The sequence below is a fragment of the Paraburkholderia acidiphila genome (assembly GCF_009789655.1).
Classification (GTDB): Bacteria; Pseudomonadota; Gammaproteobacteria; order Burkholderiales; family Burkholderiaceae; genus Paraburkholderia; species Paraburkholderia acidiphila.
This window is the reverse complement of the sequence record NZ_CP046911.1, coordinates 1,256,321-1,282,197: the sequence shown is the minus strand read 5'-3', so window position 1 is coordinate 1,282,197 and position 25,877 is coordinate 1,256,321. Positions and strand designations below refer to the sequence as shown.

27 protein-coding genes are annotated in these 25,877 nt (G+C 64.0%); 11 read left to right on the top strand and 16 right to left on the bottom strand.

What is annotated here, in order from left to right; translation table 11 throughout:
* Positions 1–10: 10 nt before the first annotated feature.
* Positions 11–457, bottom strand: a complete 447-nt coding sequence (locus tag FAZ97_RS30035) for a winged helix-turn-helix transcriptional regulator (protein ID WP_158762353.1) — start codon at positions 455–457, stop codon at positions 11–13.
* A gap of 165 nt (positions 458–622) precedes the next feature.
* On the opposite strand from FAZ97_RS30035, the gene FAZ97_RS30030 reads away from it, so the two are divergent.
* Together FAZ97_RS30030 and FAZ97_RS30025 are read left to right on the top strand one after the other, a co-directional pair.
* Positions 623–1,804 (top strand): MFS transporter, encoded by a 1,182-nt coding sequence (locus tag FAZ97_RS30030; RefSeq protein WP_199272207.1) that lies wholly within the window; start codon positions 623–625, stop codon positions 1,802–1,804.
* Between the two features lie 45 nt (positions 1,805–1,849).
* Positions 1,850–3,199: a pyridoxal phosphate-dependent decarboxylase family protein gene (locus FAZ97_RS30025; protein ID WP_158762351.1), complete on the top strand. Its 1,350-nt coding sequence runs from the start codon at positions 1,850–1,852 to the stop codon at positions 3,197–3,199.
* 40 nt (positions 3,200–3,239) lie between these two features.
* Here FAZ97_RS30025 and FAZ97_RS30020 read toward each other — a convergent pair whose 3' ends face one another.
* Both FAZ97_RS30020 and FAZ97_RS30015 read right to left on the bottom strand, forming a co-directional pair.
* Positions 3,240–3,626 carry an MAPEG family protein gene (locus FAZ97_RS30020; RefSeq protein ID WP_158762350.1) on the bottom strand — a complete coding sequence of 129 codons (387 nt, stop codon included), beginning with the start codon at positions 3,624–3,626 and terminating at the stop codon, positions 3,240–3,242.
* A gap of 44 nt (positions 3,627–3,670) precedes the next feature.
* On the bottom strand, positions 3,671–4,954 hold the full coding sequence (locus FAZ97_RS30015) for a sensor domain-containing diguanylate cyclase (RefSeq protein WP_158762349.1): 1,284 nt from the start codon (positions 4,952–4,954) through the stop codon (positions 3,671–3,673).
* Between the two features lie 255 nt (positions 4,955–5,209).
* Here FAZ97_RS30015 and FAZ97_RS30010 point away from each other — a divergent pair, with 255 nt between their 5' ends.
* The 5 genes from FAZ97_RS30010 (at position 5,210) to FAZ97_RS29990 (ending at position 8,073) form a co-directional block, all read left to right on the top strand.
* Entirely contained in the window at positions 5,210–5,599 is a 390-nt protein-coding gene (locus tag FAZ97_RS30010) for a hypothetical protein (RefSeq protein WP_158762348.1), read from the top strand.
* 291 nt (positions 5,600–5,890) lie between these two features.
* On the top strand, positions 5,891–6,226 hold the full coding sequence (locus FAZ97_RS30005; protein WP_158762347.1) for a hypothetical protein: 336 nt from the start codon (positions 5,891–5,893) through the stop codon (positions 6,224–6,226).
* Between the two features lie 174 nt (positions 6,227–6,400).
* Positions 6,401–6,658: a hypothetical protein gene (locus FAZ97_RS30000; RefSeq protein WP_158762346.1), complete on the top strand. Its 258-nt coding sequence runs from the start codon at positions 6,401–6,403 to the stop codon at positions 6,656–6,658.
* Position 6,659: 1 nt separating this feature from the next.
* Positions 6,660–7,538 (top strand): 4-hydroxy-tetrahydrodipicolinate synthase family protein, encoded by an 879-nt coding sequence (locus FAZ97_RS29995; RefSeq protein ID WP_158762345.1) that lies wholly within the window; start codon positions 6,660–6,662, stop codon positions 7,536–7,538.
* 100 nt (positions 7,539–7,638) lie between these two features.
* Positions 7,639–8,073: a phosphate-starvation-inducible protein PsiE gene (locus FAZ97_RS29990; RefSeq protein WP_158762344.1), complete on the top strand. Its 435-nt coding sequence runs from the start codon at positions 7,639–7,641 to the stop codon at positions 8,071–8,073.
* Between the two features lie 39 nt (positions 8,074–8,112).
* On the opposite strand, the gene FAZ97_RS29985 is transcribed toward FAZ97_RS29990, so the two are convergent.
* The 6 genes from FAZ97_RS29985 to FAZ97_RS29960 all read right to left on the bottom strand — a co-directional run bounded on the left by FAZ97_RS29985 (position 8,113) and on the right by FAZ97_RS29960 (position 13,413).
* On the bottom strand, positions 8,113–8,928 hold the full coding sequence (locus tag FAZ97_RS29985) for an IclR family transcriptional regulator (RefSeq protein WP_158762343.1): 816 nt from the start codon (positions 8,926–8,928) through the stop codon (positions 8,113–8,115).
* A 54-nt stretch (positions 8,929–8,982) separates the two neighbouring features.
* Positions 8,983–9,711, bottom strand: a complete 729-nt coding sequence (locus tag FAZ97_RS29980; protein ID WP_158762342.1) for an SDR family NAD(P)-dependent oxidoreductase — start codon at positions 9,709–9,711, stop codon at positions 8,983–8,985.
* A gap of 27 nt (positions 9,712–9,738) precedes the next feature.
* On the bottom strand, positions 9,739–11,040 hold the full coding sequence (locus tag FAZ97_RS29975) for an MFS transporter (RefSeq protein WP_158762341.1): 1,302 nt from the start codon (positions 11,038–11,040) through the stop codon (positions 9,739–9,741).
* A gap of 54 nt (positions 11,041–11,094) precedes the next feature.
* Positions 11,095–11,832: an SDR family NAD(P)-dependent oxidoreductase gene (locus FAZ97_RS29970; RefSeq protein ID WP_158762340.1), complete on the bottom strand. Its 738-nt coding sequence runs from the start codon at positions 11,830–11,832 to the stop codon at positions 11,095–11,097.
* On the bottom strand, positions 11,829–12,350 hold the full coding sequence (locus tag FAZ97_RS29965) for a 2,4'-dihydroxyacetophenone dioxygenase family protein (protein WP_133181145.1): 522 nt from the start codon (positions 12,348–12,350) through the stop codon (positions 11,829–11,831). The genes FAZ97_RS29970 and FAZ97_RS29965 overlap by 4 nt, the downstream gene beginning before the upstream one ends.
* 127 nt (positions 12,351–12,477) lie before the next feature.
* Entirely contained in the window at positions 12,478–13,413 is a 936-nt protein-coding gene (locus FAZ97_RS29960; protein WP_158762339.1) for a LysR family transcriptional regulator, read from the bottom strand.
* 174 nt (positions 13,414–13,587) lie between these two features.
* On the opposite strand from FAZ97_RS29960, the gene FAZ97_RS29955 reads away from it, so the two are divergent.
* Entirely contained in the window at positions 13,588–14,724 is a 1,137-nt protein-coding gene (locus FAZ97_RS29955; protein ID WP_158762338.1) for an iron-containing alcohol dehydrogenase, read from the top strand.
* Between the two features lie 22 nt (positions 14,725–14,746).
* Here FAZ97_RS29955 and FAZ97_RS29950 read toward each other — a convergent pair whose 3' ends face one another.
* Genes FAZ97_RS29950 through FAZ97_RS29935 form a run of 4 tightly spaced genes read right to left on the bottom strand, consistent with a single transcriptional unit; the run spans position 14,747 to position 18,295 of the window.
* A complete protein-coding gene (locus FAZ97_RS29950) occupies positions 14,747–15,169 on the bottom strand; it encodes an SRPBCC family protein (protein ID WP_158762337.1) in 423 nt (140 codons plus the stop codon).
* A gap of 11 nt (positions 15,170–15,180) precedes the next feature.
* A complete protein-coding gene (locus FAZ97_RS29945) occupies positions 15,181–16,179 on the bottom strand; it encodes an aldo/keto reductase (RefSeq protein WP_158762336.1) in 999 nt (332 codons plus the stop codon).
* Positions 16,180–16,217: 38 nt separating this feature from the next.
* Complete coding sequence (gene dkgB / locus FAZ97_RS29940; RefSeq protein ID WP_158762335.1) at positions 16,218–17,024, bottom strand: 2,5-didehydrogluconate reductase DkgB; 807 nt, start codon at positions 17,022–17,024, stop codon at positions 16,218–16,220.
* Between the two features lie 47 nt (positions 17,025–17,071).
* A complete protein-coding gene (locus FAZ97_RS29935; RefSeq protein ID WP_158762334.1) occupies positions 17,072–18,295 on the bottom strand; it encodes an MFS transporter in 1,224 nt (407 codons plus the stop codon).
* Between the two features lie 111 nt (positions 18,296–18,406).
* On the opposite strand from FAZ97_RS29935, the gene FAZ97_RS29930 reads away from it, so the two are divergent.
* On the top strand, positions 18,407–19,330 hold the full coding sequence (locus FAZ97_RS29930; RefSeq protein WP_158762333.1) for a LysR family transcriptional regulator: 924 nt from the start codon (positions 18,407–18,409) through the stop codon (positions 19,328–19,330).
* Positions 19,331–19,343: 13 nt separating this feature from the next.
* On the opposite strand, the gene FAZ97_RS29925 is transcribed toward FAZ97_RS29930, so the two are convergent.
* Positions 19,344–20,258 (bottom strand): LysR family transcriptional regulator, encoded by a 915-nt coding sequence (locus tag FAZ97_RS29925; protein ID WP_158762332.1) that lies wholly within the window; start codon positions 20,256–20,258, stop codon positions 19,344–19,346.
* Between the two features lie 127 nt (positions 20,259–20,385).
* On the opposite strand from FAZ97_RS29925, the gene FAZ97_RS29920 reads away from it, so the two are divergent.
* Complete coding sequence (locus FAZ97_RS29920; protein WP_158762331.1) at positions 20,386–21,138, top strand: SDR family oxidoreductase; 753 nt, start codon at positions 20,386–20,388, stop codon at positions 21,136–21,138.
* Positions 21,139–21,177: 39 nt separating this feature from the next.
* Entirely contained in the window at positions 21,178–22,083 is a 906-nt protein-coding gene (locus FAZ97_RS29915) for an SDR family NAD(P)-dependent oxidoreductase (RefSeq protein WP_158762330.1), read from the top strand.
* A 22-nt stretch (positions 22,084–22,105) separates the two neighbouring features.
* Here FAZ97_RS29915 and FAZ97_RS29910 read toward each other — a convergent pair whose 3' ends face one another.
* Together FAZ97_RS29910 and FAZ97_RS29905 are read right to left on the bottom strand one after the other, a co-directional pair.
* Positions 22,106–24,853: a bifunctional diguanylate cyclase/phosphodiesterase gene (locus tag FAZ97_RS29910; RefSeq protein WP_158762329.1), complete on the bottom strand. Its 2,748-nt coding sequence runs from the start codon at positions 24,851–24,853 to the stop codon at positions 22,106–22,108.
* Positions 24,854–24,861: 8 nt separating this feature from the next.
* Complete coding sequence (locus FAZ97_RS29905; RefSeq protein ID WP_158762328.1) at positions 24,862–25,644, bottom strand: substrate-binding periplasmic protein; 783 nt, start codon at positions 25,642–25,644, stop codon at positions 24,862–24,864.
* Between the last annotated feature and the right edge of the window lie 233 nt (positions 25,645–25,877).

The window sequence follows — 25,877 nt, the reverse complement described above, 5'->3', positions numbered from 1 at the left end:
GAAACGGGCGTCATGCAGGTTTCTTGACCACGGTGTCGTGAGGGGTGAGCGCGTGCCCCTCGCGAGTCTGCGGAAACATCGACAGCAACGGCTTGCCCGTTGCTTTGTCGATCAACCACGAATGCTTCTCGCCGCGTTCGAACAAATGGCGCTCGCCCCACTGTTGAAGGGCGACGATAACGGGGAAGAGGCTTTCCCCTTTCTTCGTTAGCACGTACTCCTGATAGGCCGTGCCGTCGGAGGCGGGCCGTGTTTCGAGTATGCCGGCCTCGACGAGCTGGCTCAAACGGCCGGACAGAATGTTGCGCGCCACGCCCAGATTGCGCTGAATGTCACCGAAGCGGTAAACGCCATCGAAGACGTCACGCAGGATCATCAGCGACCACCGGTCGCCGATCACATCCACCGAGCGCGCGACGGGACAGGTATCCTTCTTCATGGATTGGCGGCTTGCCATGACGATTTCCTCATTTGCCACTACGCCTCACGTAGTTGCATTTTAAAACCGCTTGCCATACCATTCAACCAGTTTTATTTTGAAACTGGATTGACGATCATGGACGCGGATTCCCTTGCGCTTGCGGCGCCGGCCCGCAGCGCTCAAGTCCGGCCGCACGCACCGATGCCGCGCGGCCTCGTACTGCTGTTCGCTGCGGCCAGCGGCTTGAGCGTTGCCAATGTCTACTATGCGCAGCCCTTGCTGGACGCATTGGCGCGCGATTTCGGCATTACCCGCGCCGCTGTGGGCGGCGTGGTCACGGCCACGCAGGCCGGTTGCGCGCTGGCGTTGCTGCTGCTCGTGCCGCTGGGCGACAGGGTGGAGCGCCGCCGCCTGATGATCGTGCAATTGCTGGTGCTGGCGGGCGCGCTGTGCGTGGTCAGTCTCGCGCGCTCCGTAGCGGTGCTGCTGGCGGGCATGCTGGGTGTTGGCATGCTGGGGACGGCCATGACGCAGGGTCTGATCGCCTATGCGGCCGCTGCCGCCGCGCCCGAGGAGCGCGGGCGAGTGGTGGGCGCAGCAGGCAGTGGGGTGTTCATTGGCCTGCTGCTGGCTCGCGTATTTGCCGGCGGCGTGAGCGATCTGGCAGGTTGGCGGGGTGTATACGGTTGTTCCGCCGCCGTTATGCTCGCGCTTGGCGTGCCGCTGTGGCGCCGGCTTCCCAAGCTTGCGCGTGTCGCGCAGGAACCGATGAGCTATGGACAACTGATCATCTCGATGTGCGCGTTGTTGCGCTCGGACCGCGTGCTGCAGACGCGCGGCGTGCTCGCGCTGCTGATGTTCGCGATACTCAATATCTTCTGGAGCGCGTTGGTGCTGCCGCTGAGTGCGCCACCCTACCAGTTTTCCCATACGGCGATCGGGGCATTCGGCATCGCCGGGGCGACGGGCGCGCTTGCCGCCGCGCGCGCCGGACAATGGGCCGACCGGGGTTGGGGCCAGCGCACCAGTGCTGCCGCGCTGGCGCTATTGTTGCTGGCGTGGTGGCCGCTCTCGATGCTGAGCCAGTCGCTGTGGATGCTGCTGATCGGAATCGTGCTCCTCGATCTTGGCGGCCAGGCGCTGCATGTGACCAATCAAAGCTTGATCTTTCGCGGCGGCGAGCAACTGCATAGCCGGCTCGTGAGCCTTTATATGCTGTTCTATGCGGTTGGCAGCGGGCTTGGCGCGATTGCCACTACCGCGACATATGCCGTGGCTGGCTGGCATGGCGTGTGCGAGCTAGGCGCGGCCGTGAGTTTGCTGGCGCTGCTGTTCTGGGCGCTCACTGCGCGAAGCATGGCGCGTGCGGCCTCGCGCGCCTGAACGTCGAACTGACATCTGAATGGAAAACCGGACAGGAGGCATGGAATGGATGAACTGACACTACTGGCGGATGCCGACACACGCGGCCGGCGCTACGTCGAAGGAAACGCCACGCGGCGTGTTTATCCTTCGAATGAAGCCATCGCGGCGCTCGGTGCGTTCGACGAGCCGCTGCCCGCAAACGGATTGCCCGCGCAAGACACGCTGTCCTTGCTCGACCGCGTAGGCTCGCCCGCGACGACGGCTTCTAACGGCCCGCGCTATTTCGGCTTCGTGATCGGCGCTGCGCTGCCCGCGGCAGCCGCGGTGGAGCGGCTCATGCTGGCGTGGGATCAGTGCGCCTCGACGTTCGACAACTCGCCGGTCGCAGCCACGGTCGAAGGTGTCGCGGGGCGCTGGGTGCTGGAAGCGCTCGACCTGCCGCGCGAAAGCGCCGTGGGCTTCGGCACCAGCGCCACCGCGTGCACGCTCGGGGCGCTCGCTACCGCCCGGCGCGCGCTGCTTGCGCGGCAAGGCTGGGATTTCGACCGCCAGGGGTTGATCGGCGCGCCCGAGATCAAGGTCGTGATTTCGGAACTCGCTCACATCACAGTGAAGAAGGCGCTGCGCATTCTGGGCTTCGGGCTCGATCGCATCGTCTACGCAAGCGTCGACGCCCATGGGCGCGTGGATGCTCCGCGTCTCCCGCCGCTCGACGACCGCACGATCCTCTGCCTGCAGGCCGGCGAGGTGAATACCGGTGAATTCGACCCTTTTGCGCCCATCATTGCGCGGGCGAGGGCGGCTGGCGCGTGGGTGCATGTCGACGGTGCGTTCGGCCTGTGGGCGCGCACCGCGTCATCGGCCGCGTTGAGCGGGTTGACCGAGGGCATCGAAGGGGCCGATAGCTGGACGACCGATGCCCACAAGTGGCTGAATACGCCGTACGACTGCGCGATGGTGATTTGCCGCGACGCGAAGGCGTTGGCCGAGGCGATGAACAGCGACGCAGCGTATTTGTCCGCGAGCGCCGACGCGCAGAAGAACCTCACGCTGGAGTTCTCGCGCCGCGCGCGCGGTATTCCCGTGTGGGCGGCGCTACGCACGCTGGGCCGCGGCGGCGTCGCGGCCATGGTCGAGCGCCATCACGCGCAAGCGCAGCGCATCGGCGCGGAACTCGCGCGCCTCGGCTACGAGGTGCTCAATCGCGTCGTGTTGAATCAGGTGCTGTTCCGCTGCGAAACCGACGAGCAAACGCTGGCGCTGCGCGCCGCCGTGCAGGCCAGTGGCGAAACGTGGTTCGGCGGGACGATGTGGCAAGGGCGGCCCGCGTTGCGCATCAGCGTGTCGTCGTGGCGCACGCGGGACGAGGACATCGAGGCGCTCGTGCAGCTGCTGGCCGCGCTGCGCGCATAGCGAAGGAGGCAGCATCGCCGCGCACGGCTCACGCCCCCGCTCAACGCAGCAACGCAAAACTCAACGCAATGCCGGCGGCATACGTGCCGAGCGCGCCGAGGAATCGGGCAGGGTTGGGCTTCGCCATCGAAGGAAACGCGACCAGCCCGACGACGAGGAGGCACCGGCAGAGCGTTGCCGCCACGATCAGCGCGAGCGTTGCAGGCGAGGGCGAGCGTGCGCCCAGATAGAGAAAGAGCACGGCGAGGAAGGGCGCATATTCGGCAGTGTTCGCGTGTGCGCGAACCAGCTTGTGCAGCGGGCTGGCCGGGTCTGTGGCGCAACCCGAGAGCGTGCCCTCGCGAAAGCGCAGCATGGAAATACTCACGCCGAGGCCAAACAGCAAAAGACCCAGCACGGCCACGCAGGCCAGCGCGATTCTGTCCATGAGAAGCTCCTTGGCGAGACGGCGCGATGCGAGTTTCGGGCGCGCTAACCGACTTCCACGCGATTGCGTCCGTTCTCTTTGGCTCGATACAGCGCGAGGTCCGCGCGTTTGATGAGCGGACTCAACTCGTGATCGCCCGGCAGGCGCTCGGTCACGCCAATGCTCACGGTAAACGGCACGGGTTTGCCTAGCCGCCACTTGTGTTCGAAATCTTGCTGCTCGATGGCGAGCCGCAACTCTTCGGCTGCCGCCGTTGCCTCCTCGACATCGGCGTCAGGCAGCGCGGCGACGAACTCTTCGCCGCCCCAGCGGGCAAACACGCGGATGCGGCAGGCGGAGTTCATCACGACCTTGGCCAGAACGCGCAGCACCTCGTCGCCAATGTCGTGGCCGTAGGTGTCGTTGATCTTCTTGAAGTAATCGATATCGAGAATGAAGACGGAGAGCGTGTTGTCCGACTCCAGCAGCTTGTCGACGGTGTCGGTGAATTCACGGCGGTTCGGCAGGCCGGTCAGCTCGTCGGTCACGGCCTGCTTCTGGAGCAGGTCCATCAACTGAACCCGATCGGCAATATCGCGAATCACGGCCGTGAATTCAATCAGGCCGCCGACGTTGATTTTCGAAATCGCGATTTCAACGGGCAATAGCGAGCCGTCGCGATGGAGCCCATAAACGCGATTACGTTCGTCCATTTGCCGCGAGCGCACGGGCGAGCGCGCGAACTGGTGAACGTATTGCGAATGATTGGCGCGGTAGCGCTCGGGCAGAAGCTCCGTAATGGGGTGCCCGAGCATTTCCGTGGCGGAATAGCCGAACAGGTTTTCGGCGGCGCGGTTGAAGAGGGTAATGCAATGCTGCTGGTCGATCGTGATGATGGCGTCGTACGCCGCATCCACGACGGAGCGAAAGCGCGACGTGCTGACTTCCAGTTCGTGTGTCAGCAGCATTTTCGTGGTGATTTCCAGACCCGTCACCATGATTTCGAGCACGGAGACGCCGCCTTCGGCGTGCCGTATCGGCTTCAACGACAAGCGCCACCAGTGCGTTCCGTCCCTCAGGTCGTAGGCTTGCTCGAGTTCCCGGGCGACGCCGGAATCAAAGCATTCGGTCAGTTTCTGGCGGAATTCGGTTCTGGCGTAATTGGGAATCAGCGAGTCGAACGGCGCTGGAAATGTCTTGATCGCGCTGCGCCTGCCGCCCGTCATCCGCATGAAATGATCGTTGCAGGCCGAAACGACGAACTGTCCCCGCTCGTCGCGGCCGATCATGGCCACGCTCGCAGCGATTTCGTCGACGAAATCCCGAATCATGTTCGACCAGTCGGCCATCGAGCCTCCTTTGCCGGGTAGCCCAATACACTGACAATATAGTAGTCCGCATTGCACGGCGGCGGCACGGCAATGTCGCCCGCCGAACGTTCCCGAACATGCCGATGTGGGCGCGTTCTGTGCGGTAGCTCACCAAAGCCGTCCACACTCGTTACGAATCTTCTTGCTCCTGCGCCGGCGGATCTCTACATTGAACTTACGTGCTGGCAGCGAGATATTGCAGCGCGAGAACAACCTGAAAATATGAGGAATCGCATGCGGCGCAAATCTACATGGCTAGGATGGTCCCTGTGCCTTGTCGCCATGCACGCGTTCGGGCAAACCCAGCCAGGCTCCACTGCCCCTTGCGCCACCCCGCGCCAGCACGCGGCGACCGAAGCGCGTGTGGCGGCGATCACGCAGGGTTTCGACGCGTATCGCATAGGCAACGATTATGCAGCGGCCGACAATCAGCGGCTCCAGGCGCTGGCCACCGTGCGCCGATGCCAGACGCGTTCGTCGAGCGACCGCTGCAGCCGCGAACTCCAGCAGTACACCATTTCCGACCAGCAGTACCGGTATGCGGCGCAGAGTATGGACTCGTACAACTCGGCGGCCGCGACACAACAAAGGGCACGCGCCGCGGAGTTGCCGGTTTGCCGGTAACGGTGCGCTGACTTCGCATTCACCTTGGGTTCACGTTGCGAGGTGCTATCCCGCCGCGCCGAAAGACGCGCATGGGCCAGGCTGCGCCGTGCTCGTCGAAGACTTGGTGAACGGCGCGTAAACAAGCTGTAAATAGTCGGGCGCCGATGTGTCAACGGCGCGCTTTTTTACGGCATTTTTTCTTGTGCGGGGAAGAGCGCCACGCCTACACTTGCGCGTCGAATCTGCCCGGAGCATTGCCGTGTTTCGCCATCCGCCATTCAATCCTGTGGTTCCCCGCTAATGATGCCGATGCGCTTTCGAGGCTGGCTGAAGCTCGCGCTTCTCACGTTTTCCGTGGACCAGATATTGACCGCCGTATTCGGCTACGCGACCCAACGAATCGACCCGGGCATTGCGGACTTCGAAACGGTGATCTTCAGCTGCATTACGTGCTTTCTCGTGAGCCACTGGCTGGTGGCCGACGCGCGGGTCGCATGGGCCGCGGCAAAAGAGCAGGGATTCATCGGGCCCGTGCAGTCCGGCGGCGCGCACGGATCGCAACTCGAGATTGCCAGCGCGTGCCCCCGCCGCTGGCTCGTCGTACTGCATCTCGAGTTGAATCCCCAACTCGCACGAAGCATTTGAAAATTAAACAGCAAGGGCCGCTATTTTTAACACCAGTTTTATGCGTTCGGGAATACGCTGAAGTTGTGTTCACAACCAGCGAACGGCAATTCAAACCCCATGGCTTGCGCAAATCCCATCCCCCGTTTCGACAATGTGGCGCCGTTCGTGCGCCCGCGTGCAAAGGTCGTCCCGTTGCGTTCTCCGCGTGCCTGGCTCGAAGTGGTCCTGGACGCCAATAACGAAGCAGGCGCGCGGGCGCATCTCGCCGCGCTGCTTCATTCCCCGCTCGGCGTCTACGTCGCGCAGACCGCATTCGTGCATGGCGCCATGCGCGTGCAGCTCGATATCGCGCCCGAAGACATCGACTTCACGATGCATACGCTGATCTCCAGTGTGCCGCAGGCCACGATCGGCGCGCTGCGCCCGCGCATCGTCAGCAGGGGGGCTTGATATGTTCGAAGGAATCTGGCTGCCCATCGTCACGCCGTTGCGCGATGGCGAAGTGGATATCGAAGCGCTGGAGCGTCTCACCGACGAATACGCGAGCCGCGGCATCAGCGGCATCGTCGCGCTCAGCACGACCGGCGAGGCCGCGCTCCTGAGCGACGTGGAACGCGTGAGCGTGCTACGGGCCATCACGCAGGTGGCAGCGGGCCGCGTGCCCGTGATCGCGGGCCTCGGCGGCAGCGACACGCGTGCGTTCGTGCAGGACGTGCGCGCGCTGGAAAAGTGGAACGTGGCGGGTTTTCTCGTTCCCGCGCCGTCCTATGTGTGCCCGGACCAGGCGGGGCTCGCCTGGCACTTTGGGCAGATCGCGCGCGCGACGTCGAAGCCGTTGGTGCTCTACGATGTGCCGCATCGCACAGGCGTGTCGATCGAAGTCGAAACGGTGCGCGATCTGGCGGAAGTCGACAATATCGTGGCGATCAAGGCTTGCGCGAGCGAGCGCTTCCAGGCGCTGGGGCCATTGCCGATTTCGCTGCTGTGCGGGACGGACGAAGCGTTCCTCGCGTGTCTCGAAGCGGGTGCCACAGGCGGCATACTCGCGAGCGCGCACATTTGCCCGGATTTGCTGCGCGACGTGCGCTCGCTCGTGATGGCAGGATACGGCGAGGCGGCGAGCCGGCTTTTCGCGCGCTTCAAGAGCGTGCTGCGCCTGTTGTTCGCCGCGCCGAACCCGAGTGCGATCAAGGCCATGCTGGCGCTCGACGGGACCATTTCGCCCGAAACGCGTATGCCGATTCGCCCGGCAACGCCTGCGCTCGTCACGCAACTCGAATTCGCGCGCGCGTTGCTCGACGATCTGCGCGCGGTGGCGCCGCCGCACTGATTTCGCTTCGGAGGCGAACGAGCGGATTATTTTCCGTATTCTCGAATTTTCATCTTGTCGCGCTACTATCCCCCTTCCGTGTCATGGGGAAATTGCGAAGATGAAGTACGAGAACGCTCTGCAACGAGCGATCAAGGGGCGCCTCGAACGCGCCATGGAGCTGGCCGAACTGTTCGGCCTGTTGATCATCGGCATTGGCACCGTGGCGGCCATGGGCGTGCTGATATGGCACATGGTGCAGTCGGACGGCGTGACGCTGACCGACCTGCTGCTGATGTTTCTCTACCTCGAGATCTTCGCCATGGTCGGGCAGTATCTGAAGGCGGGTCAGCTGCCGGTACGCTTTCCGCTCTACATCGCCATGGTGTCGATTGCGCGGGACCTCATTCTGCGCGCGGGCGCGAACACCGAGCTGCATTTGCTGGCTTCAGCGGGCGCGATCGTGCTGATCGCGCTGGGCGTGTTGATCATTCGCTTCGGGCAGGCGAAATATCCGAGCAACACCGACGAGCGGCGTGTGGAAGAGGCGAAGTAGGCGAGCCCGGCGCTTGTTCTGCTTGTTCCGCTCGCTGCGCTAACGTGCCGAAACCGGGCCAAGCCGCGCGGCAATCGTGCGGCACGCGGCGAGCAGCGGTTCGATGTAGCTGCGTTGCGCGTCGTCCTGGCGGCGAAACATCGGCATGCTGACGCTCACGCAGCCCACGGCCTGCCCATCGGCGCCGAGAATCGCCGCGCCGTAACACCAGATCGATTGCTCGTTTTCTTCGCGGTCTTCCGCATAACCGCGTTGCGCCGTGAGTTCGATCTCGTCGCGGATCGCGTCGAGGTCCGTCATCGTGTGCTCGGTGAAACGCACGCGCGGCGCCTGCGCAAGCAGCGGCTCGCGCTCGGCGGGCGTGAGCGTGGCGAGCCAGGCTTTGCCGACCGAACTCGACGTGATCGCCACGCGCGTGCCGATACGCGAAGCCATGCGCACGGCGTGCGGACTTTCGAGCTTTTCGATGTACACCATCGCGCCGTCGCTGGGCACGGCGAGGTGCACCGTTTCCGAGGTGGTGTTGCGCAGTTCCATGAGCGCGTCGACGGCGGCGATGCGCAGATCGGAGCGCTCCCAGCTGCGGCTCGCGAGATTCACGAGACGCGGCCCGAGCGCGAACGTATTGCCGCCGCCCACGGCCGCGACGAGCCCTTCGGCCTGCAGTGCCGCGACGATGCGATGCACGGTCGGGCGCGGATAGCCGCTCGCGGCCACGAGCTTTGCGATGTTCGGCGGCGTGCTGGCGTCGGCAATGAGCTGAAGCACGGCGATGAACTTCGAAAAGGCGGCCGTGCCGGCAACGCCTTTGGCGTCGCCGGATTGCGAGGAAGCGGGGGAATCAGTGGTCGACATCGGAAAGCTTGCGGGCACCATGTGTGGCGCCATTATGCCCGCAATTGCAGGCGATCAGGCGCACAGATAGCCGCCGTCCACGGGCACGATCGCGCCCGTCATGAACGAAGCGGCGGGCGAGCACAGAAACGCGGCGACGTTCGCGACTTCTTCGGGCTGGCCCCAGCGTTTCATCGGCGTGCGCTCGAGGATGCCCTGTGAGCGACCGCCGTCGTCCTGCAGCGCCTGCGTGAGGGGCGTGGCGATCCAGCCGGGCGCGACTGCGTTCACGCGGATGTTATCGCTCGCATAGGCAATGGCGAGCGAGCGCGTGAGCTGCGCCACGCCGCCCTTGCTGGCGCTATAGGCCGGCACGAGCCCGCCGCCGAAAAAGCTCAGCATGGAGGCCGTGTTGACGATGCAGCCCGACGACACTTTGAGCAACTCGCGCGCGCTTGCACACACGCGCATGGTGCCGTTCAGATTGATGTCGAGCACGCGCTCGAACGCTTCGATCAGGTGCTCTTCGCCGCGGCTGATCACGCCCGCGCAGTTCACGACGATATCGAGCCGCTCGAAGCCGCCAATCAGTCGCGTGACGTCTTCAGTCGAGCGCACATCGAGCGTAGCGCGCTGCACGCCGGCCTCGAGCGCGTCGGGCGTGCCGGCGGGAGGCGGCAGGCCCGCGGCTGTCGTGCGTGCGCCGAGTTGCGCGAGCCGATTGGCGATGGCCGCGCCGATGCCGGAGTGGCCGCCGGTCACGAGCGCGACCTTGCCCGCGAGAAAGTTGTCCTTGAATGTCATGATGCGTAGTGCGAATGAATAGATGAATCAGGTGGGTTGGGTCGCGGCCGCCTGGCGTGCGCCTTCAGGCGTAACTTCCCTGACGACGAAGAGATAGACGAACGCGGCGGCGAATGCGACGGCTGCGCTAATGAGCAGCGCGTTCACGAATGAATGCGTCTGGTCCACCACGATGCCGGTGATGATCGGCGCAAACGAGCCGCCTAAATAGCCGCCGAAGTTCTGCATGCTGCCAAGCGAGGCCACGAGATGACGAGGGGCCGCCACGCTCACGAGCGCCCAGGCCGCGCCGCTCGACATGTTCACGAAGAGCATCGCCACGGAAACATAGGTAATGGCGAGCGCGGTGCTCGGCGTATAGGCGGCGGGCACCGTGAACGCCGCCGCGCCGATCAGGCCGACGCACAGGGGCCACTTGCGGCTGCGGATGGGCGCCATGCCGCGCTTGAGCAGGTAGTCGGAAATAAAGCCGCTGCTGGCCATGCCGATCGTGCCGAACACATACGGAATGGCGACGAGCCAGCCCGTATGCGCGATAGAAATATGACGCTCCTTCTCCAGATAGCCCGGCAGCCAGGTGAGGTAGAGCCACACCATGTAGATCACGCCCATGAAGCCGAAGATCATGCCCCACGTATTGCGCTGCTTGAGCAGCATGCCCCACTCGGCGAAGCTCAGCGCATTCTTTTTCGGGGCTTCGGTTGCGCCGTCTTCGAGCCAGGCGGTTTCTTCATCCGTGAGCGTGACCTGATCGCGGTTGCGATAGACCATATACCAGCCGACCGAGACGAGCACGCCCAGCACGCCCATGATGATGAACATCGGACGCCAACCGAACGTGAGCATCAGCACGGTGAGCAGCGGCGGGGCGATCATCGGCGCGATGGTCGAGGAGGAAACGAACGTACCGGTTGGCGCGCCGCGTTCGCGCACGGCGAACCACTCGTGAATGACCTTGGCGCCCGCTGGAAAGAGCGGTGCTTCGGCAATGCCCAGCACCACGCGCGCCGCCAGGAAGTGATTGAGCGTCTGGATGAAACCGCCCGTGACCTGCGCCAGCGACCACACGAGCATGCCGAGCCCGAGCATCACGCGCGAGCCGAAACGGTCGAGCATCGCGCCCACCGGCAATTGCGCGAACGCATAAGCGAGCGAGAATGCGGAAAGCAGCAAGCCCATTTGCGAAGCGCTCAGATGCAGTTCCTCCGCCACCGAATGATTGGCGATGGAAAGCGTGCTGCGGTCCAGATAGTTCACGATGCCCGCTATCGTCAGAAAGGCGACGGCTATGGTCTGTGTGCGTTTGAGCCGTGGCGATTTTTTGGTCATGGCGTGTCTCCTTTTGGCTGTTATCGTGTGTGTCGTGGTTCAGTCGGGGTGTAACTAGTACGTCGCGCGGCCGCCTGAAAGATCGAATATCGCACCGGTGCTGAACGTGCAGGAATCCGAACAAAGCCATAGCGCGAGATCGGCAACCTCGTCGACGGTGCCAAGTCGCCCGAGCGGGCTTTTGTCGATCATCGTCTGCACGTGGGCGGGCGACATCTGCGCGAGCAGCGGCGTTTCTACCGCAGCGGGTGCAATGCCATTGACGAGAATGCCCGTTTGCGCGAGTTCCTTTCCAAGCGACTTGGTAAGCGCGATCACGCCGGCCTTTGCCGCACTGTAGGCGGATGCGTTCGGCGTGCCTTCCTTGCCCGCAAGCGACGCCACATTGACGATGCGCCCCGAACCAGCGCGGCGCATGGCGGGCACCACATGGCGGCAAACGTGATACGTACCCACCAGATTGACGTCGACAATGCGCTGCCATTCGGCGGGATCGTAGGCGTCGAGGGGCACGGTCGAGCCGGCGAAGCCCGCGTTGTTCACGAGGTAGTCGATGCGCCCGAATTCGGCGAGCGTCGCGGCCAGTGCCGCTTCGATCGTCTCCGGGCGCGTGACGTCGGCTTCGATATGACGCGGGGCGTCTTGCGTATCGAGCGCGCCAGGCACGCGGTCCCAGTTGACCGTGCGCGCGCCGCCGCGCGCGAACGCGTCGCAGATCGCGCGGCCGATGCCGCCCGCCGCGCCGGTCACGACGGCTACGCGCCCCGCGAAATCGTATTGGGCGCGGCTCATCGGATGAACTGGTCCACGTAATCCTCGCCAAGGCCCACCGCCGCGTAGTGCTTGCGGCACATGTCGATCTTCGTGAACACGTCTTCATAGCCCGTGTAGTTGCCCCACGGATCGCAATAGAACATCACGCCGTTCACCTGGAAGTAGGTGATCATTTCCTCGACGTCTTCCGGCACGTAGAGCGTATGCGTTTCGCCGGGCGGTTCGAACACGTAGCTGCCTTCGGTCGCTTCCCAGTCGTGCTCCAGATAGCGCCAGCGGCCCTTGAGCACCATGCCGTGAACGGCCTGCGGATGCCGGTGCCTGCTCAGGACACCTGACTTACGGACGCGCAGCAAATTCATCCAGTAGCCCTGTGCCGTGTTCAGGCACAACGGGCGGAACCACACGTTCTCGGCCTGGGGTACCCACACGCGCTCGTCGGTGGGAATGGCGTGGGGAATGACGATTTCCTGCTGCGCTTCCTTGGGGAACGGAAGCTGATACGGCGTCATGGGGGAATAGGTTTTATCCGTCATCGGTTGCTCTCGTTTGTCCATAATATGGACGTTAAGTCCACGATATGGTTCATTGTGCGGGAGGGATTTGATGTAGGTCAATGCCAGGGTTTCCCCGGGTTCGGCCGTCGTACACACAAAAGCGCGTTCAGAATTCAATGCCTTGCTTCTCGCACAGGGCTTCGATGAGCAGGCGCGGCGCGGGCGCGAGCGGCGCGCCTTTGCGCGTGACGAGTTCATACGGTTCGCTGCGTGAAGCGAGGCGCAGCGGGAGGATGCAAGCCATTTCCTGGGTCGCGAAGAACTGCGCGACGTCGATGGAAACCAGCGCGACGAACGTCGGATTGCCCTGCAGCAACGCGAGCGTGGCGAACGCGGAGGTCGTTTCGAGCAGATGCGTGGGAAAGCGGATTTCGGCCTCGCGAAACTCGCGTTCGAGCAACAGCCGCATCGGCATGTTCGCTCGGTAGACCACCCAGCGATACTTCTCCATGTCCTTGAGCGCGAGCTTCTTCGCGCGGCGCAACGGATGCCGGACGTTGGCGATGACAGCCAGCGTTTCGTCCTGAAGCTTGACGCTCTCGTAGTGCTGCGGCGTCTGGCTGACCGTGGTGCGGCAGATCGCGAGATCGAGCCTGCCCGCGTCGATCTGGCCGAGGAGCGCCGCGCTCGTGTCCTCGACGATTTCAACCGACATTTCCGGGTGCGCCGCGATCAGCGTGGAAATCGCGTCGGTGAGTAGCGGCACCGCGCCCATGATGACGCCGACCGCCACGCGTCCGCCGCGCCCGCGCGAGAGGCCGACCAGTTCCTCGCGCAAATGCGTGAGATCGGTATGGATCAGGCGCGCGTAGCGGATCGCACAGTGTCCCGCTTCGGTCGGCTCAAGTCCGCGATTGGTGCGGTTAAAGAGCGGCGTGCCGAATGTGGTTTCGATCTCCTGCAGTGCTTTGCTCGCGCCTGGCTGGGTGAGTGCGACCTGCTGCGCAGCCTTCAGCAGCGAGCCGTGATCGCCGAGCGCGATCAAAAGCCGGAGCTGCTTTACATGGAGGCGGGAGATGATCGAATTGAGCGACGGGGTCATGGGGTTGAGGAAAAGTTATAGCTGTATCAAATCTTCTCAATTACCGCGTAATGGGCGTCTCCCTATACTGGCCCGAAACAATAGCACCAAGCGGATGAAATGCGGGAATCAAATTGCAGTCACGATCGACTGCCGCCGCAACGGTCGGATTCACTATAACTGAAGCTCAATCCCATGTCCCTCATCAACTACGTCACGCAGATCCAGTTCGACTTTGGCGCCATCCGTCTGCTCAAGGACGAATGCGCGCGCGTGGGCATCAGCCGGCCGTTGATCGTCACGGACAAAGGCGTGCGCGCGGCGGGCGTCATCGATAAGGTGCTCGGCGCGCTGGCGGTTGCGAGCGCAACGATCTACGACGGCACGCCGCCCAATCCGAACGAGGCGGCAGTGCGTGAGGCCGTCGCGGCCTACCGCGCCGGCGAGTGCGACGGCATTGTCGCGGTTGGCGGCGGTTCGGCAATCGACCTCGCGAAAGGCGTGGCCGTTTGCGCAACGCACGAAGGACCATTGCAGCGTTTCGCCGTGATCGAAGGCGGAGTGGCGAATATCACGGCGAAGACGGCTCCGGTCATCGCCGTGCCGACGACGGCGGGCACCGGCAGCGAAGTGGGACGCGGCGCGATCCTGATTCTCGATGACGGCCGCAAGGTCGGCGTGATTTCGCCTTATGTCGTGCCCCGTGTGGCGATTTGCGATCCTGAACTGACGCTGGGCCTGCCCGCGGTTTTGACGGCGGCGACGGGCATGGATGCCATCGCGCACTGCATGGAGACCTTTCTCGCGCCTGCGTTCAATCCGCCAGCCGATGGCATTGCGCTGGACGGATTGTGGCGCGCGTGGCGTCATATCGAGCGCGCGACGCGCGACGGCGGCGACCGCGTGGCGCGGTTGAACATGATGAGCGCCTCGATGCAGGGCGCGCTGGCGTTCCAGAAGGGCTTGGGCTGCGTGCACAGCCTGAGCCATTCGCTCGGCGGCATCAATCCGCGTATGCATCATGGCACGCTGAACGCCATCTTTCTGCCGGCGGTGCTGCGGTTCAACGAACAAGCACCCTCGGTGCGAGACGAAGGCAAGCTCGAGCGTCTGGCGACGGCGATGGGGTTGAGCAGCGGCGCCGAAGTGGCGAGCGCCGTGCGCGCGATGACCGAACGGCTCGGTTTGCCGACAGGCCTCGCGCAGCTTGGCGTGAACGCTGAGATGTTCCCCGAGATCATCAAGGGTGCGCTCAAGGATCACAGCCACAAGACCAATCCGCGCGAGGCCTCCGAAGACGACTACCGCGCCATGCTCGAATCGTCGATGTAACGCGGCGCGGCTTCGGTCACGCTCAAGCGCGCGTCTCGGCGAGCGTCTTGAGGCGATCGAGTCCCGCGCGGTACAGCACCTCGTAGTGCTCGACGAGCGACGTGGCCTGATGCGCATCGCGCGGCTCGAACCGGCTCGCCCACGTGACAGTCGTTTTGTCCGCGCCGATTCGCCGGGCGGATAGCGTCGCCACGTAGTCCGATACCGGATCGGGACCCTCGACGATCGTGTAGCGATAGAACGTTTCCGCTTCGCTGTGCTCGAGCAGTGCTTCGACGATGATCGCGCCGCCCATCGCTTCGAGGTGGCGAACACGGCCACCGTCCGAAAGCCGTGACGCGCGCACGAACTCGAGCCATACGGGGAGGCCGTTGAAATCGCCGAGCATCGCCCAGACCGACTCGACAGGCGCGGCGATTTCGACGGATACGCTAACGTTAGCCATAGTCTCTGCCCTCAGTTCTGCGGAGTCGGCGCGTTCGCGCTGATCACGCCGGCCGATTTGAGTTCGTCCCATAGCGCGGCGGGGATCGCGCTGTCCGCGAGCGCCCCATTCTCCGCAATACGTTCGGGGCGGCTCGCGCCGGGAATCACACCGGCCACCGCAGGGTGGGCGAGCGAGAACGCCAGCGCGGCCGCGCGGATATCCACGCCGTAACGCGAGCAGATTGCCTTGATCTGCGCGACACGATCGATCATCGCCTGCGGCGCCTTCTGATATTCGTAATGCGTGCCGCCCGCGAGCAGGCCGGAATTATAAGGACCGCCAACGATAATGCCGAGTCCACGCGCCTGCGCGGTGGGCATCAACGTTTCGAGCGCGCTGGCATGGTCGAGCAGCGTGTACCGGCCGGCGAGCAAGAAGCCGTCGGGGTCGGCGCGCTCGATTGCCAGCTCGCATGGCTCGACCCGGTTCACGCCGAGTCCCCACGCCTTGATCACGCCTTCTTCGCGCAGTCGCGTGAGCGCCTTCGCCGCGCCAGACATCGCGATATCGAATACGTCGCGCCACGCTTCACCGTGGAAGTCCACTGCCGGATCGTGAATCCAGACATAGTCGAGATGGTCGGTGCGCAAGCGCTTGAGGCTGTCTTCGATCGAGCGCAGCGTGCCCGTTTCGGTGTAGTCGTAGACGATGCGGTTCGGCAGGCCGTGCTCGAACAAGCCGCCTTTTTCGCCGAGGTCGCGCGCCGTGGTGGACTCCACTTCGTCCAGAATGAGCCGGCCTACTTTCGTGCCGAGCACATACTCATTGCGCGGGTGGTGCGCGAGCGCCTCGCCGAGGCGCAGTTCCGCGAGCCCTGCGCCATAGAGCGGAGCCGCGTCGAAATAGCGAATACCGCTTTGCCAGGCGGCTTCAACGGTGGCGAGCGCTTCCGCTTCCGGAATCTCGCGATACATGTTGCCGAGCGGAGCCGTGCCAAAGCCGATCCGCGAGGGAATGGTGATACGCATGGGAGTTCCTTCCAAATTCATAAAATGTTGCTGGCGCGTCAATCCCACTGTGCAGCGAGACCTTCAGGGCTCACTTCGCGGCCGTTGCGTTCGAGCGCGGCGATCTGCGCGATGTCGTCGTCCGTGAGTTCGAGCGTTTGCGCGAGTAGATTGCTGGCGAGGTTTTCGCGCTTTGTGGAAGAGGGGATGACGGAGTAGCCAAGGCGCAGCGCCCAGGCGAGCGCCACTTGCGCGGGCGTGGCGTGGCGACGTTCGGCAATCGCACGGATGACCGGATCGCTGAGCACCTTGCCGTAGGCGAGCGTCATGTACGAGGTCACGTGAATGCCTTCCTGCTGGAGGAAGTCAACGAGCTTGCGGTTCTGCAGATACGGGCTCAACTCGATCTGGTTGGTCGCGATGTTTTCCTTGCCGACTACGGCAATGGCTTGCTTGGTGAGTTCGATATTGAAATTGGAAATGCCGATCTGTTTCGTCAACCCTTGCGATTTTGCTTCGGCCAGAGCGCTCATGAATGCTTCGAGCGGTACGCCGTTGTTGGGTGCGGGCCAGTGAATCAGCGTGAGATCGACTGCGTCGGTGCGCAGCTTCTTCAGGCTTTCCTTCAAGCTCGGAACCAGCTTTTCATGCGAGTAATGGTCGACCCAGATCTTGGTCGTGAGAAAGAGATCGTCGCGCGCGATGCCGGAAGCGGCGATCGCTTCGCCCACTTCGGCCTCGTTGCCGTAGATCTGCGCAGTGTCGATGGCGCGGTAGCCGACTTCGAGGCCATTGCGCACGGAGTCGATAACAACCTGCCCTTGCAGACGAAACGTGCCGAGGCCAAATGCGGGAATGTTGCTCATGATGTTCTCCGAATAAATGACTGACTTCACCAAACGATAGAAGCGATTTAGCGCGAGCGCCGTTTCATGACGATCTGCGCGACGATAAGCGCAACGCCGCCAAGCGCAATGAGCGCACCCACAATCGGCACCGCGCTGTAGCCGAAACCGGCGCTCAGTGCGGCGCCCCCTGCGGCGGCGCCCAATGCGTTGCCGAGATTGAACGCGCCGACATTGACGGAAGAGGCGAGCCCAGGCGCATCGTGAGCGGCGCGCATCACGCGCATTTGCAGCGGCGGCACCACCGCAAAAGTCGCGATGCCCCACACCAGCAGCGCCACGGCCGCGCCCACATGCGTGGCGGCCAGCGCCGGAAACGCCAGCATCACGACGATCAACAGCGCGAGAAAGCCAAGCAGCGTGCCGTCGAGCGAACGGTCGGCAAGACGCCCGCCCGCCGCGTTGCCAATGGAAAAGCCCACGCCGATCAGCACGAGCATGGCGGTCACGAAGCCCGCGCTCGCGCCCGTGAGATGCGTGAGCGTGGGCGTGACATAGGTGTAGAGCGTGAACATCGCGCCTGCGCCGAGCACCGTGGTCGCGAGCGCGCCGAGCACCACCGGGCGCGTGAGCACGCCGAGTTCGGCGCGCAGGTTGGGCATCGCGCCTGCCTCGCCTTTGGGAAGCGCGGCCCACAAGCCCGCGATGGCGAGCGCGCCGAGCCCGGCGGTCGCTGCGAACGACATGCGCCAGCCGATGGTTTCGCCGAGCCACGTGGCCGCGGGCACGCCGCCGATGTTCGCGATGGTGAGGCCCATGAACATCGTCGCGACGGCACTGGCCTGGCGCTCGCGCGGCACGAAGCTCGCGGCCACCACCGAGCCGATGCCGAAGAACGCGCCGTGATTCAGGCTCGTGACGAGGCGCGCGAGCATCAGCGTGGTGTAGTCCGGGGCGATGGCGGAAAGCAGGTTGCCGAGCGTGAAAATACCCATCAGCGCCATGAGCGCCGTGCGTCGCGGCCAGCGGGCGAGCGCAAGCGTCATGAGCGGTGCGCCCACCATGACGCCAATCGCGTAGGCGCTGATCAGCATGCCGGCGCTGGGGATCGACACATGCACGCCTTCGGCGATCACGGGCAACAGACCCATCGGCGAGAATTCGGTCGTGCCGATGGCGAACGCGCCAACGGCGAGGGCAAGGAGCGGCAGCGCGGCGCTGCTGCGCGCCAGCGCGTTGGCGGCGCGCGCAGAGCGGGCCGTGGCGGGTAGACTGAGGTCGCGTTCGAGCATGACATCACGCCCTTGTGGGGCATTAACGAGTGGGGACCGCTGCATTGTGCGGGTTTTACTTTTGACGAAAAACTGGTCTATAAACCAAAGTGTTTTGATTTCAAATCAAGAATGAAGATCACTCTGGACGAACTGCAGGCCTTTGCGACAGTGGTGGATAGCGGCTCCATCACGGCGGCGGCGCAACAACTGGATCTCACGGTGTCCGCCACGAGCAGGACGCTCGCGCGGCTGGAAGAAAAGCTCAAGACAACCCTGTTGCGCCGTACCACGCGGCGGCTGGAGCTGACTGAAGAGGGCAAGGCCTTCCTGCACAACGCGCGGGCCATCATCGAGCAGGTGGAGGGCGCCGAGGAGCAAATGCTCGCGCGCCGCGAGATGCCGGCGGGGCGCTTGCGCGTGGATGCGGCGTCGCCGTTCATGCTCCATGTGATCGTGCCGCTCGTGCAGGGCTATCGCGAGCGTTATCCGCAGGTGGAGCTGGAGTTGAACAGCAATGAGGGCATCATCGATTTGCTGGAGCGGCGCACCGACGTGGCGATCCGCATTGGCCGGCTTAAGGACTCCACGCTGCATAGCCGCCTGGTCGGCAATAGCCGCATAAGGGTGCTCGCGAGTCCTCAGTATCTGGCGGCGCATGGACGCCCCGCGCGCGTGGAGGAGTTGAGCAAGCACACGCTGCTAGGCTTCACGCAGCCCGAAGCGCTGAATGTATGGCCGCTCACGGGTGCCGATGGCGAGCCGCTGCGCATCGAGCCCGATGTGTGGTCGTCGAGCGGCGAGACCTTGCGGCAACTCGCGCTCGCGGGCGTGGGTATCGTCTGTCTTTCGGACTTCATGACGGCGCAGGACCGCGCAAACGGCAGCCTGGTGCAGGTGCTCGCGCGTCAGACGCAGGACGTGCGCCAGCCGATTCACGCCGTGTACTACCGCAACACGGCCATTTCGGCGCGCATTGTGTCGTTCGTCGATTATCTGGTCGAGGCCGTGCGTGCCACGGAGTTTGGCGGCGCGGCGCCGCGCCGGGGCGCGTGAGCGGAGTCGAGCGTTAGCGCGGCTTCAATACCGTCGTCATGTATTGCGTAGCGAATTCGATAAACGCTTGCACGCGCAACGGCAGCCGTCTTTGCACGGGATAGACGATTTGCGCGGCGAGCGGTTTCGCCTGCCATTTCGGCAATACGCGCACGAGGCGCCCCGAGATCAGATCCTCCTCGATCAGCCATTCCGGCAACACGGCGAGTCCCAGCCCCATGCGTGCGGCCTCGCGCATGCTCGTCACGCCTTCCGAAATCATCACGGGCTCGATCTGCAGCGTATGCGTGGCTGCGCCCGAATACAGCGTGACATCTCTCGAGCCGCCGAATTGCCGGCTGGACAGCGCGATCCACGGTAAGGCCTGCAGACTTTCCGGCTTGCTGGCGACCTTGTGATCCTTGAGAAAGGCGGGCGAGGCAGCCGGATAGCGCCGGATCTCGCCGAGCGGACGCGCGACGACGCGATCGTCAGTGAGCGCCCCCGCGACGATACCGGCGTCGCAGCCTTCTTCGATCATGTGCAGAGGCCGGTTCGAATACGCCAGTTCCATTCGCACCGCCGGGTGCGCCTGGATAAAGCTGCTGATCAACCGGCTAACGACCGACTGGCCAAAGTCGATCGTGGAGAACACGCGGATATTGCCGCTCAGCGCGCTCTGGTCGCGCCGTATGCGCTGTTCGGATTCCTCGGCGAGCGCGAGCAGCGCCTGCGCGTCGGCCAGGAACTGGTGGCCCGTTTCCGTGAGGCTCATGCGGTGCGTGTCGCGCCGCAGCAGCGCCGCGCCGCATTGATCTTCGAGCGAACGCAACTGGCGGCTCAGCGTGGGCTGGCTCAGATTCAGCTTGCGCGCCGCCGCGGAGATGCTGCCGCTCTCGACGATGGCAACGAAGGCACGCAGCAGACTCAGGTCGTTGAAGATGGTCATACGCCGGCAGCATAGCCGATATTCTGGTTATGCAGCTACCGTTGTGGGCCGCCTGGCGGGAAGATGCACCCATCGCATCACGTTGCACCTCGTTGCATCCCCCACCCAACCGAAACGGAGCATCACCATGAGCACGCAAGCCAACACCAGCAAAGTCGCGATCGTTACCGGCGCTTCCCGCGGCATCGGCGCGTCGATCGCCCGGCGTCTCGCCGCAGAAGGCATCGCAGTCGTCGTCAACTACGCCGGCCGCGCGGCGGACGCCGACGCCGTCGTGGAGGCAATCCAGGCAGCCGGCGGCCGTGCCGCGGCGATCCAGGCAGACGTGGCCGTGCCTGCCCAGGTGGCCGCGATGTTCGACCAGGCCGTGACGCTCTTTGGCGGCGTGGATATTCTCGTGAACAACGCGGGCGTCATGCAGTCGGGCCTCGTCAATCTGGCCGATACCGACGACGCCCTGTTCGACCGGCTCATCGCGATCAACCTCAAGGGCACCTTCAATACGCTGCGCATTGCCGCGAAGAAGCTGCGCGAGGGCGGCCGCATCGTCAACTTTTCGAGCAGCATCCAGGCGCTCGCGCTGCCGGGCTACTCGGTGTACGCCGCCACCAAGGCTGCCGTGGAAACGATGACAAACATCTTCGCCAAGGAACTGCGCGGCCGCAATATCACGGTGAATGCGGTTGCCCCCGGACCTACCGCGACCGAACTGTTCCTCAAGGACAAAACGCCCGAACAGATCGAGCGCCTCGCGAAGATGCCGCCGCTCGAGCGGCTCGGCCAGGCGGACGACATCGCCCAAGTGGTGTCGTTCCTCGTCGGCAGCGGCGCAAGCTGGATCGACGGTCAAACGATACGCGCGAACGGCGGCATTGTTTGATGTCCTGATCAAACGTCTTATGACGAACAGGAGCACATCATGAGGAAGATCATTGTCGTTACCGGCGCATCCAGCGGGTTTGGCCGCCTTGCCGCCGAAGCACTCGCGAACGCCGGTCATACCGTCTACGCGTCCATGCGCGCGAGCGCCGGGCGCAACGCGCCGATCGTCGAGCAGATGGCGGAATTCTCGCGCCACAGGGGCGTGGATCTGCGCACGGTGGAACTCGACGTGCAGTCGCAGGCGTCTGTCGATGCAGGCATCGCCCGCGTGATCGCGCAAAGCGCGCATATCGACGTCGTCGTCCACAATGCCGGTCATATGGCTTTCGGGCCGGCCGAGGCGTTCAGCCCGGAGCAGTATGCGCATCTGTACGATATCAACGTGCTGGGCACGCAGCGCGTGAACCGCGCAGTGCTGCCCCACATGCGCGCGCGGCGCGAGGGTCTCGTGGTGTGGGTGTCGAGCAGCAGTTCCGCAGGCGGTACGCCGCCTTACCTCGCGCCGTATTTTGCGGCGAAGGCTGCGATGGATGCGATCGCCGTTCAGTATGCGCGAGAGCTTTCGCGCTGGGGCATCGAAACGTCGATCGTCGTGCCGGGCGCCTTTACTTCGGGCACGAATCACTTTTCGCATGCGGGCAGTCCGGAAGACAAAGCCGTGGTCGCGGCGTATGAAACGGGCCCCTATGCCGGGTTCGGCGAGCAGATCCAGAAAGCGTTCGCCGCGATCGTGCCACCGGAGGCCGACGTGGGCCTCGTGGCCGAGGCGATCGTCGAAGTAGTCGATGCGCCTTTCGGGAAGCGTCCGTTCCGGGTGCATGTCGATCCGACCCAGGACGGCGCGGACGTCGGCTTTGCCGTACTGGACCGCATGCGAGCGGAGATGTTGCGCCGCGTAGGCATGTCCGACCTGCTCGTGCCGCGCGAGCGTGGCGCAGCGTGAGACGAGAAGCGGCGTGGCGCGCCTACTCCGTGACGCACTGCGGCGCCTCGAGTCCGCGCAACGCCGCTTCGAACTCCTCGACGGGAATCGGTCGGCAGAAGAGATAGCCCTGAAACGCGTAGCATCCCGCCGAGGCGAGGAAGGCGCGTTGCTCCTCGGTTTCCACGCCTTCTGCGATCACGCCGAGGCCGAGACTGTGCGCGAGCGCCACAATGGTTCGCGCGATCACCGCGTCGTTCGGGTCGACGAGGACATCGCGCACGAATGAGCGGTCGATTTTCAGCTGGTCGAGCGGCAGGCGCTTCAAATACGCAAGCGACGAATAGCCGGTGCCGAAATCGTCGAGCGCGAAGACGATCCCATCCGCCTTCAGCGCTTCCATTTTCTCGATGATCTCCTGCACGTTGTCCACCAGCACGCTTTCCGTCAACTCCAGCTTGAGCCGGTCCGCTCGCGCGCCGGTTTGTTCGAGCGTGGCGCGCACGCTTTCCACGAAGTCCGGCTGGTGAAGCTGCTGCACGCTCACGTTGACCGCAATCGTGAGATGCGCGGTGTCGGGCCGCGCGGCCCAGCGCGCCAATTGAGTGCAGGCCGCGTGCAGAACCCAACGGCCCAGCTCGGCGATGAGCCCGGTGTCTTCGGCCACGGGAATGAAATCGGCCGGGTACACGAGCCCGCGTGCGGGATGACGCCAGCGCACCAGCGCCTCGACGCCGGTTACGCGGTCGCGGTCGATCTGCATCTGGTAGTGCAGCACGAACTGTTCGTTTTCGATCGCATCGCGCAGCGCCGCCTCGAGCGCAGCCCGCTCCACCACGACGGTTTGCATGTCGGGGTCGAAGAGCCGCACTGCGTTGCGTCCGCGCTCCTTGGACTTGTACATGGCGAGATCGGCCTGCTTCATGAGGTCGTCCGTCGATGCCTGGAAGCCCTTGAATACCGTCGCGCCAATGCTGGCCGTGCTGCGGTAGTCGATCTCGTCGAGTCGATAAGGATTCCCGAGCACGGCGAGAATCCGCTCGCCCAAGGCCTCGGTCTGGCAGGCCGCTTCGCATGCAACGGGATTCAGATTGCCCACCACGACGACGAACTCGTCGCCGCCCACGCGCGCCACGGTGTCGCCTGCTGGAATGCTCGCCGCGAGGCGTTTGGCCACCTCCTGCAGCAGCAGGTCGCCCTTGTCGTGGCCCAGCGTGTCGTTGAGCGTTTTGAAGTGGTCCAGATCGATGAACAGCAGGGCGCCGCTCGTGCCGTTCCTCGCGCTCTCGGTAATGGCGTCCTTCAGGTTGTCGAGCAGCAGCGTGCGATTGGGAAGGCCGGTGAGCGCGTCGTAAAAGGCCAGTTCCTTGATGCGCTGGTCGGCGATCTTGCGCTCGGTGATGTCGCGTCCGCTCGTGCGGAAACCGATGAAATCGCCCTTGGAGTCGGTGATCGGCACCCACGAAGCGGAAAGCCACATGAGCGAGCCATCCTTGCGCACGCAACGAAACTCCAGGTTGTCGCCGCGCGAGCCCAGTTGCGCGCCGCGAAACTCGGGCGCGACGTAGGCGGCGTCGTCCGGATAGATCACCGTGCAGGCGAAATCGCTCATGGCCATACATTCTTCGACGGTATAGCCGATGTACTGCTCCACCGCCGAATTGATCCAGCGCGGCTTGCCTTCCGGCGACCACCAGATTTCCCAGTTGACCGTGCAGTCGGCAATGGCGCGGAATTTTTCCTCGCTTTCGCGCAGTTCCTTCGTCATCGACGAAGCCAGCCGTAGCGCACGGCTGCGGCCCGTCATCATGAGGCGCGTGAGCAACGCGAGCAGCAGGCTCAGCCCCGTGCCGGTGATGGCGATGAGCGTGGCCGCGTCGCGGCCGAAGCGGGCCTTGAAACCGTCGCGCGCCATCAGCTTGAGCATCCAGTCGTGTCCGCACACGACGAGATACTCGGTCGCCGAAAGCTCGCCGGGCACGTGATGCGGGGTGGCGCCCGACGTTCTGTAGAGCAGCGCATCCGTCGACGATTCCACGCCGTCGTAAATGGAAACCGAGAGGCCGGGCGGCTCCTCGCCGTAAAGACTGGCGATGACGTCGTGCATGCGAAAGGACGCATACACCCAGCCAACGAGCTGCGCCTCGCGCTCGGTGGCGTTTTCCGGCGTCTGGCCGCGCGCATAGACCGGCATGTACATCACGAAGCCGGGGTCGGCGCCGGGGTCGGTGTCCACCGACAGGCGCACCTTGCCGGAAATGGTCGCCATGCCGGTGTCGCGCGCCTGCTCCATGGCGCGCCGGCGCACCGGGTCGGCCCAGGCGTCGAAACCGGGCGCCGCGCGATTGGCGCCGATATACGGCTCGCGCTGAATGATGGGCGCGTAGTTCTCGCGCGCACCTTCGGGCTCGATCGAGTAGCCCGGCAGTCCGCGCTGCTGCATGGCCGTAATATGCGCGGCCTTTTGCGTTTGCGGCACCCACGCGATGATGCCGATGGCCTGGATGCCGGAAAAGTTCGCGTCGAGATTGAGCGTGTTGACGTAAGCGCGGAAGGCGTCGCGGTCGACTTCGCCGCTGGCGGCAAAGAGGCTCTGCACGCCGCGCAGCAAAAGCTCGTACGTGCCCATGCGCTGCTCGATGCGGCTCACGACGTCGCCGAGCGAAAAGTCGAACTGCGTGAGCAGTTCGTGGCGGGCCGCTTCCCGCTCGTGGTTCCAGAGCGCCCACGTCACGCCGAGCGCGGCGCAGAGAACCAGTAGCGGGAGCAGAACGAGGCGCGTCCGGGTCATGGTGGCGTCTAGAAGGGGACCATCGAGTCGGCGAGGTCAGGCTTGAAGTACTTCGTGAAGATGCGTCGCACCGTGCCGTCGGCGATCATTTCGTTGACGAGCGCTCGCCATTTGTCCCGCTCTTCCGGCGAGAGCGCCTTCTTCGACATGATGAGTCCATGCGGAATGGGGGGATCGTCGAACTCCACGATATTCGTTACGCTCCGGATCTTCGCTTCGTCGATAGCGGGATAATCGAACGGCTCGATGATCATTCCCTGAATGCGCCCGAGAATCAGCGCCTGGTAAAGCGGTTCGAGGCCGCCGGCCTGACTCACACGGTTTTCGGCGGAGAGCGAGTCGACAAGACGATTGGCCGACGCGCTGTAGCGGAAGCTGCGAATCACCCCGAGCTGGAACTTGTCGTTGTGCTCGAAATCGGCCAGTTGGTGGATGCCCGAATCCTTGCGAACCAGCAGATAGTACTTGTTGCTGAAGTACCAGGCAAAATCCGCGTATTGATTGCGCTCGTCGTTCGCAATGCCCGAAAGACTGAAATCGAGCGCGCCCGATTCGATCAGTTTCCAGATGCGCGCGCGCGACATCAGGCTCACGCGGATCTGGCAGCCGCTGCGCCGCGCCAATGCGTCGGCGAAGTCCTTGTCGATGCCCGTGTCCGTGTCGACCGAATAGAGCAGCCCGTGATCGTGTAAGGCCAGCGTAAATGAGCGCGAGCAGTCGGGACCCGCGGCAAGCGCGGTGCCAAGACAACCGAGCGCCAGCAGCAGGCCCCCAAGGCAGTGTCGAATCACAGCGTCTCCATGGCTTGATGGTGGCCCGATCGTCTGGTGTCGGGCGGAAAGCAGTCTTTACGGCTTAACGGCAGGGTGCTGGAATTCTTTAGGCACCTCGCATTGTTTATTTTGGACGTTTTTTGTGCAAGCGCCGAGGGGGCCAGGTCTGCCTGCGCAGGGCAAAAAAAACGCCGGCACAAGGCCGGCGCATTTTTTGAAAAAGGATCGTGTAAGGAAGGCCCGCCAGAAGG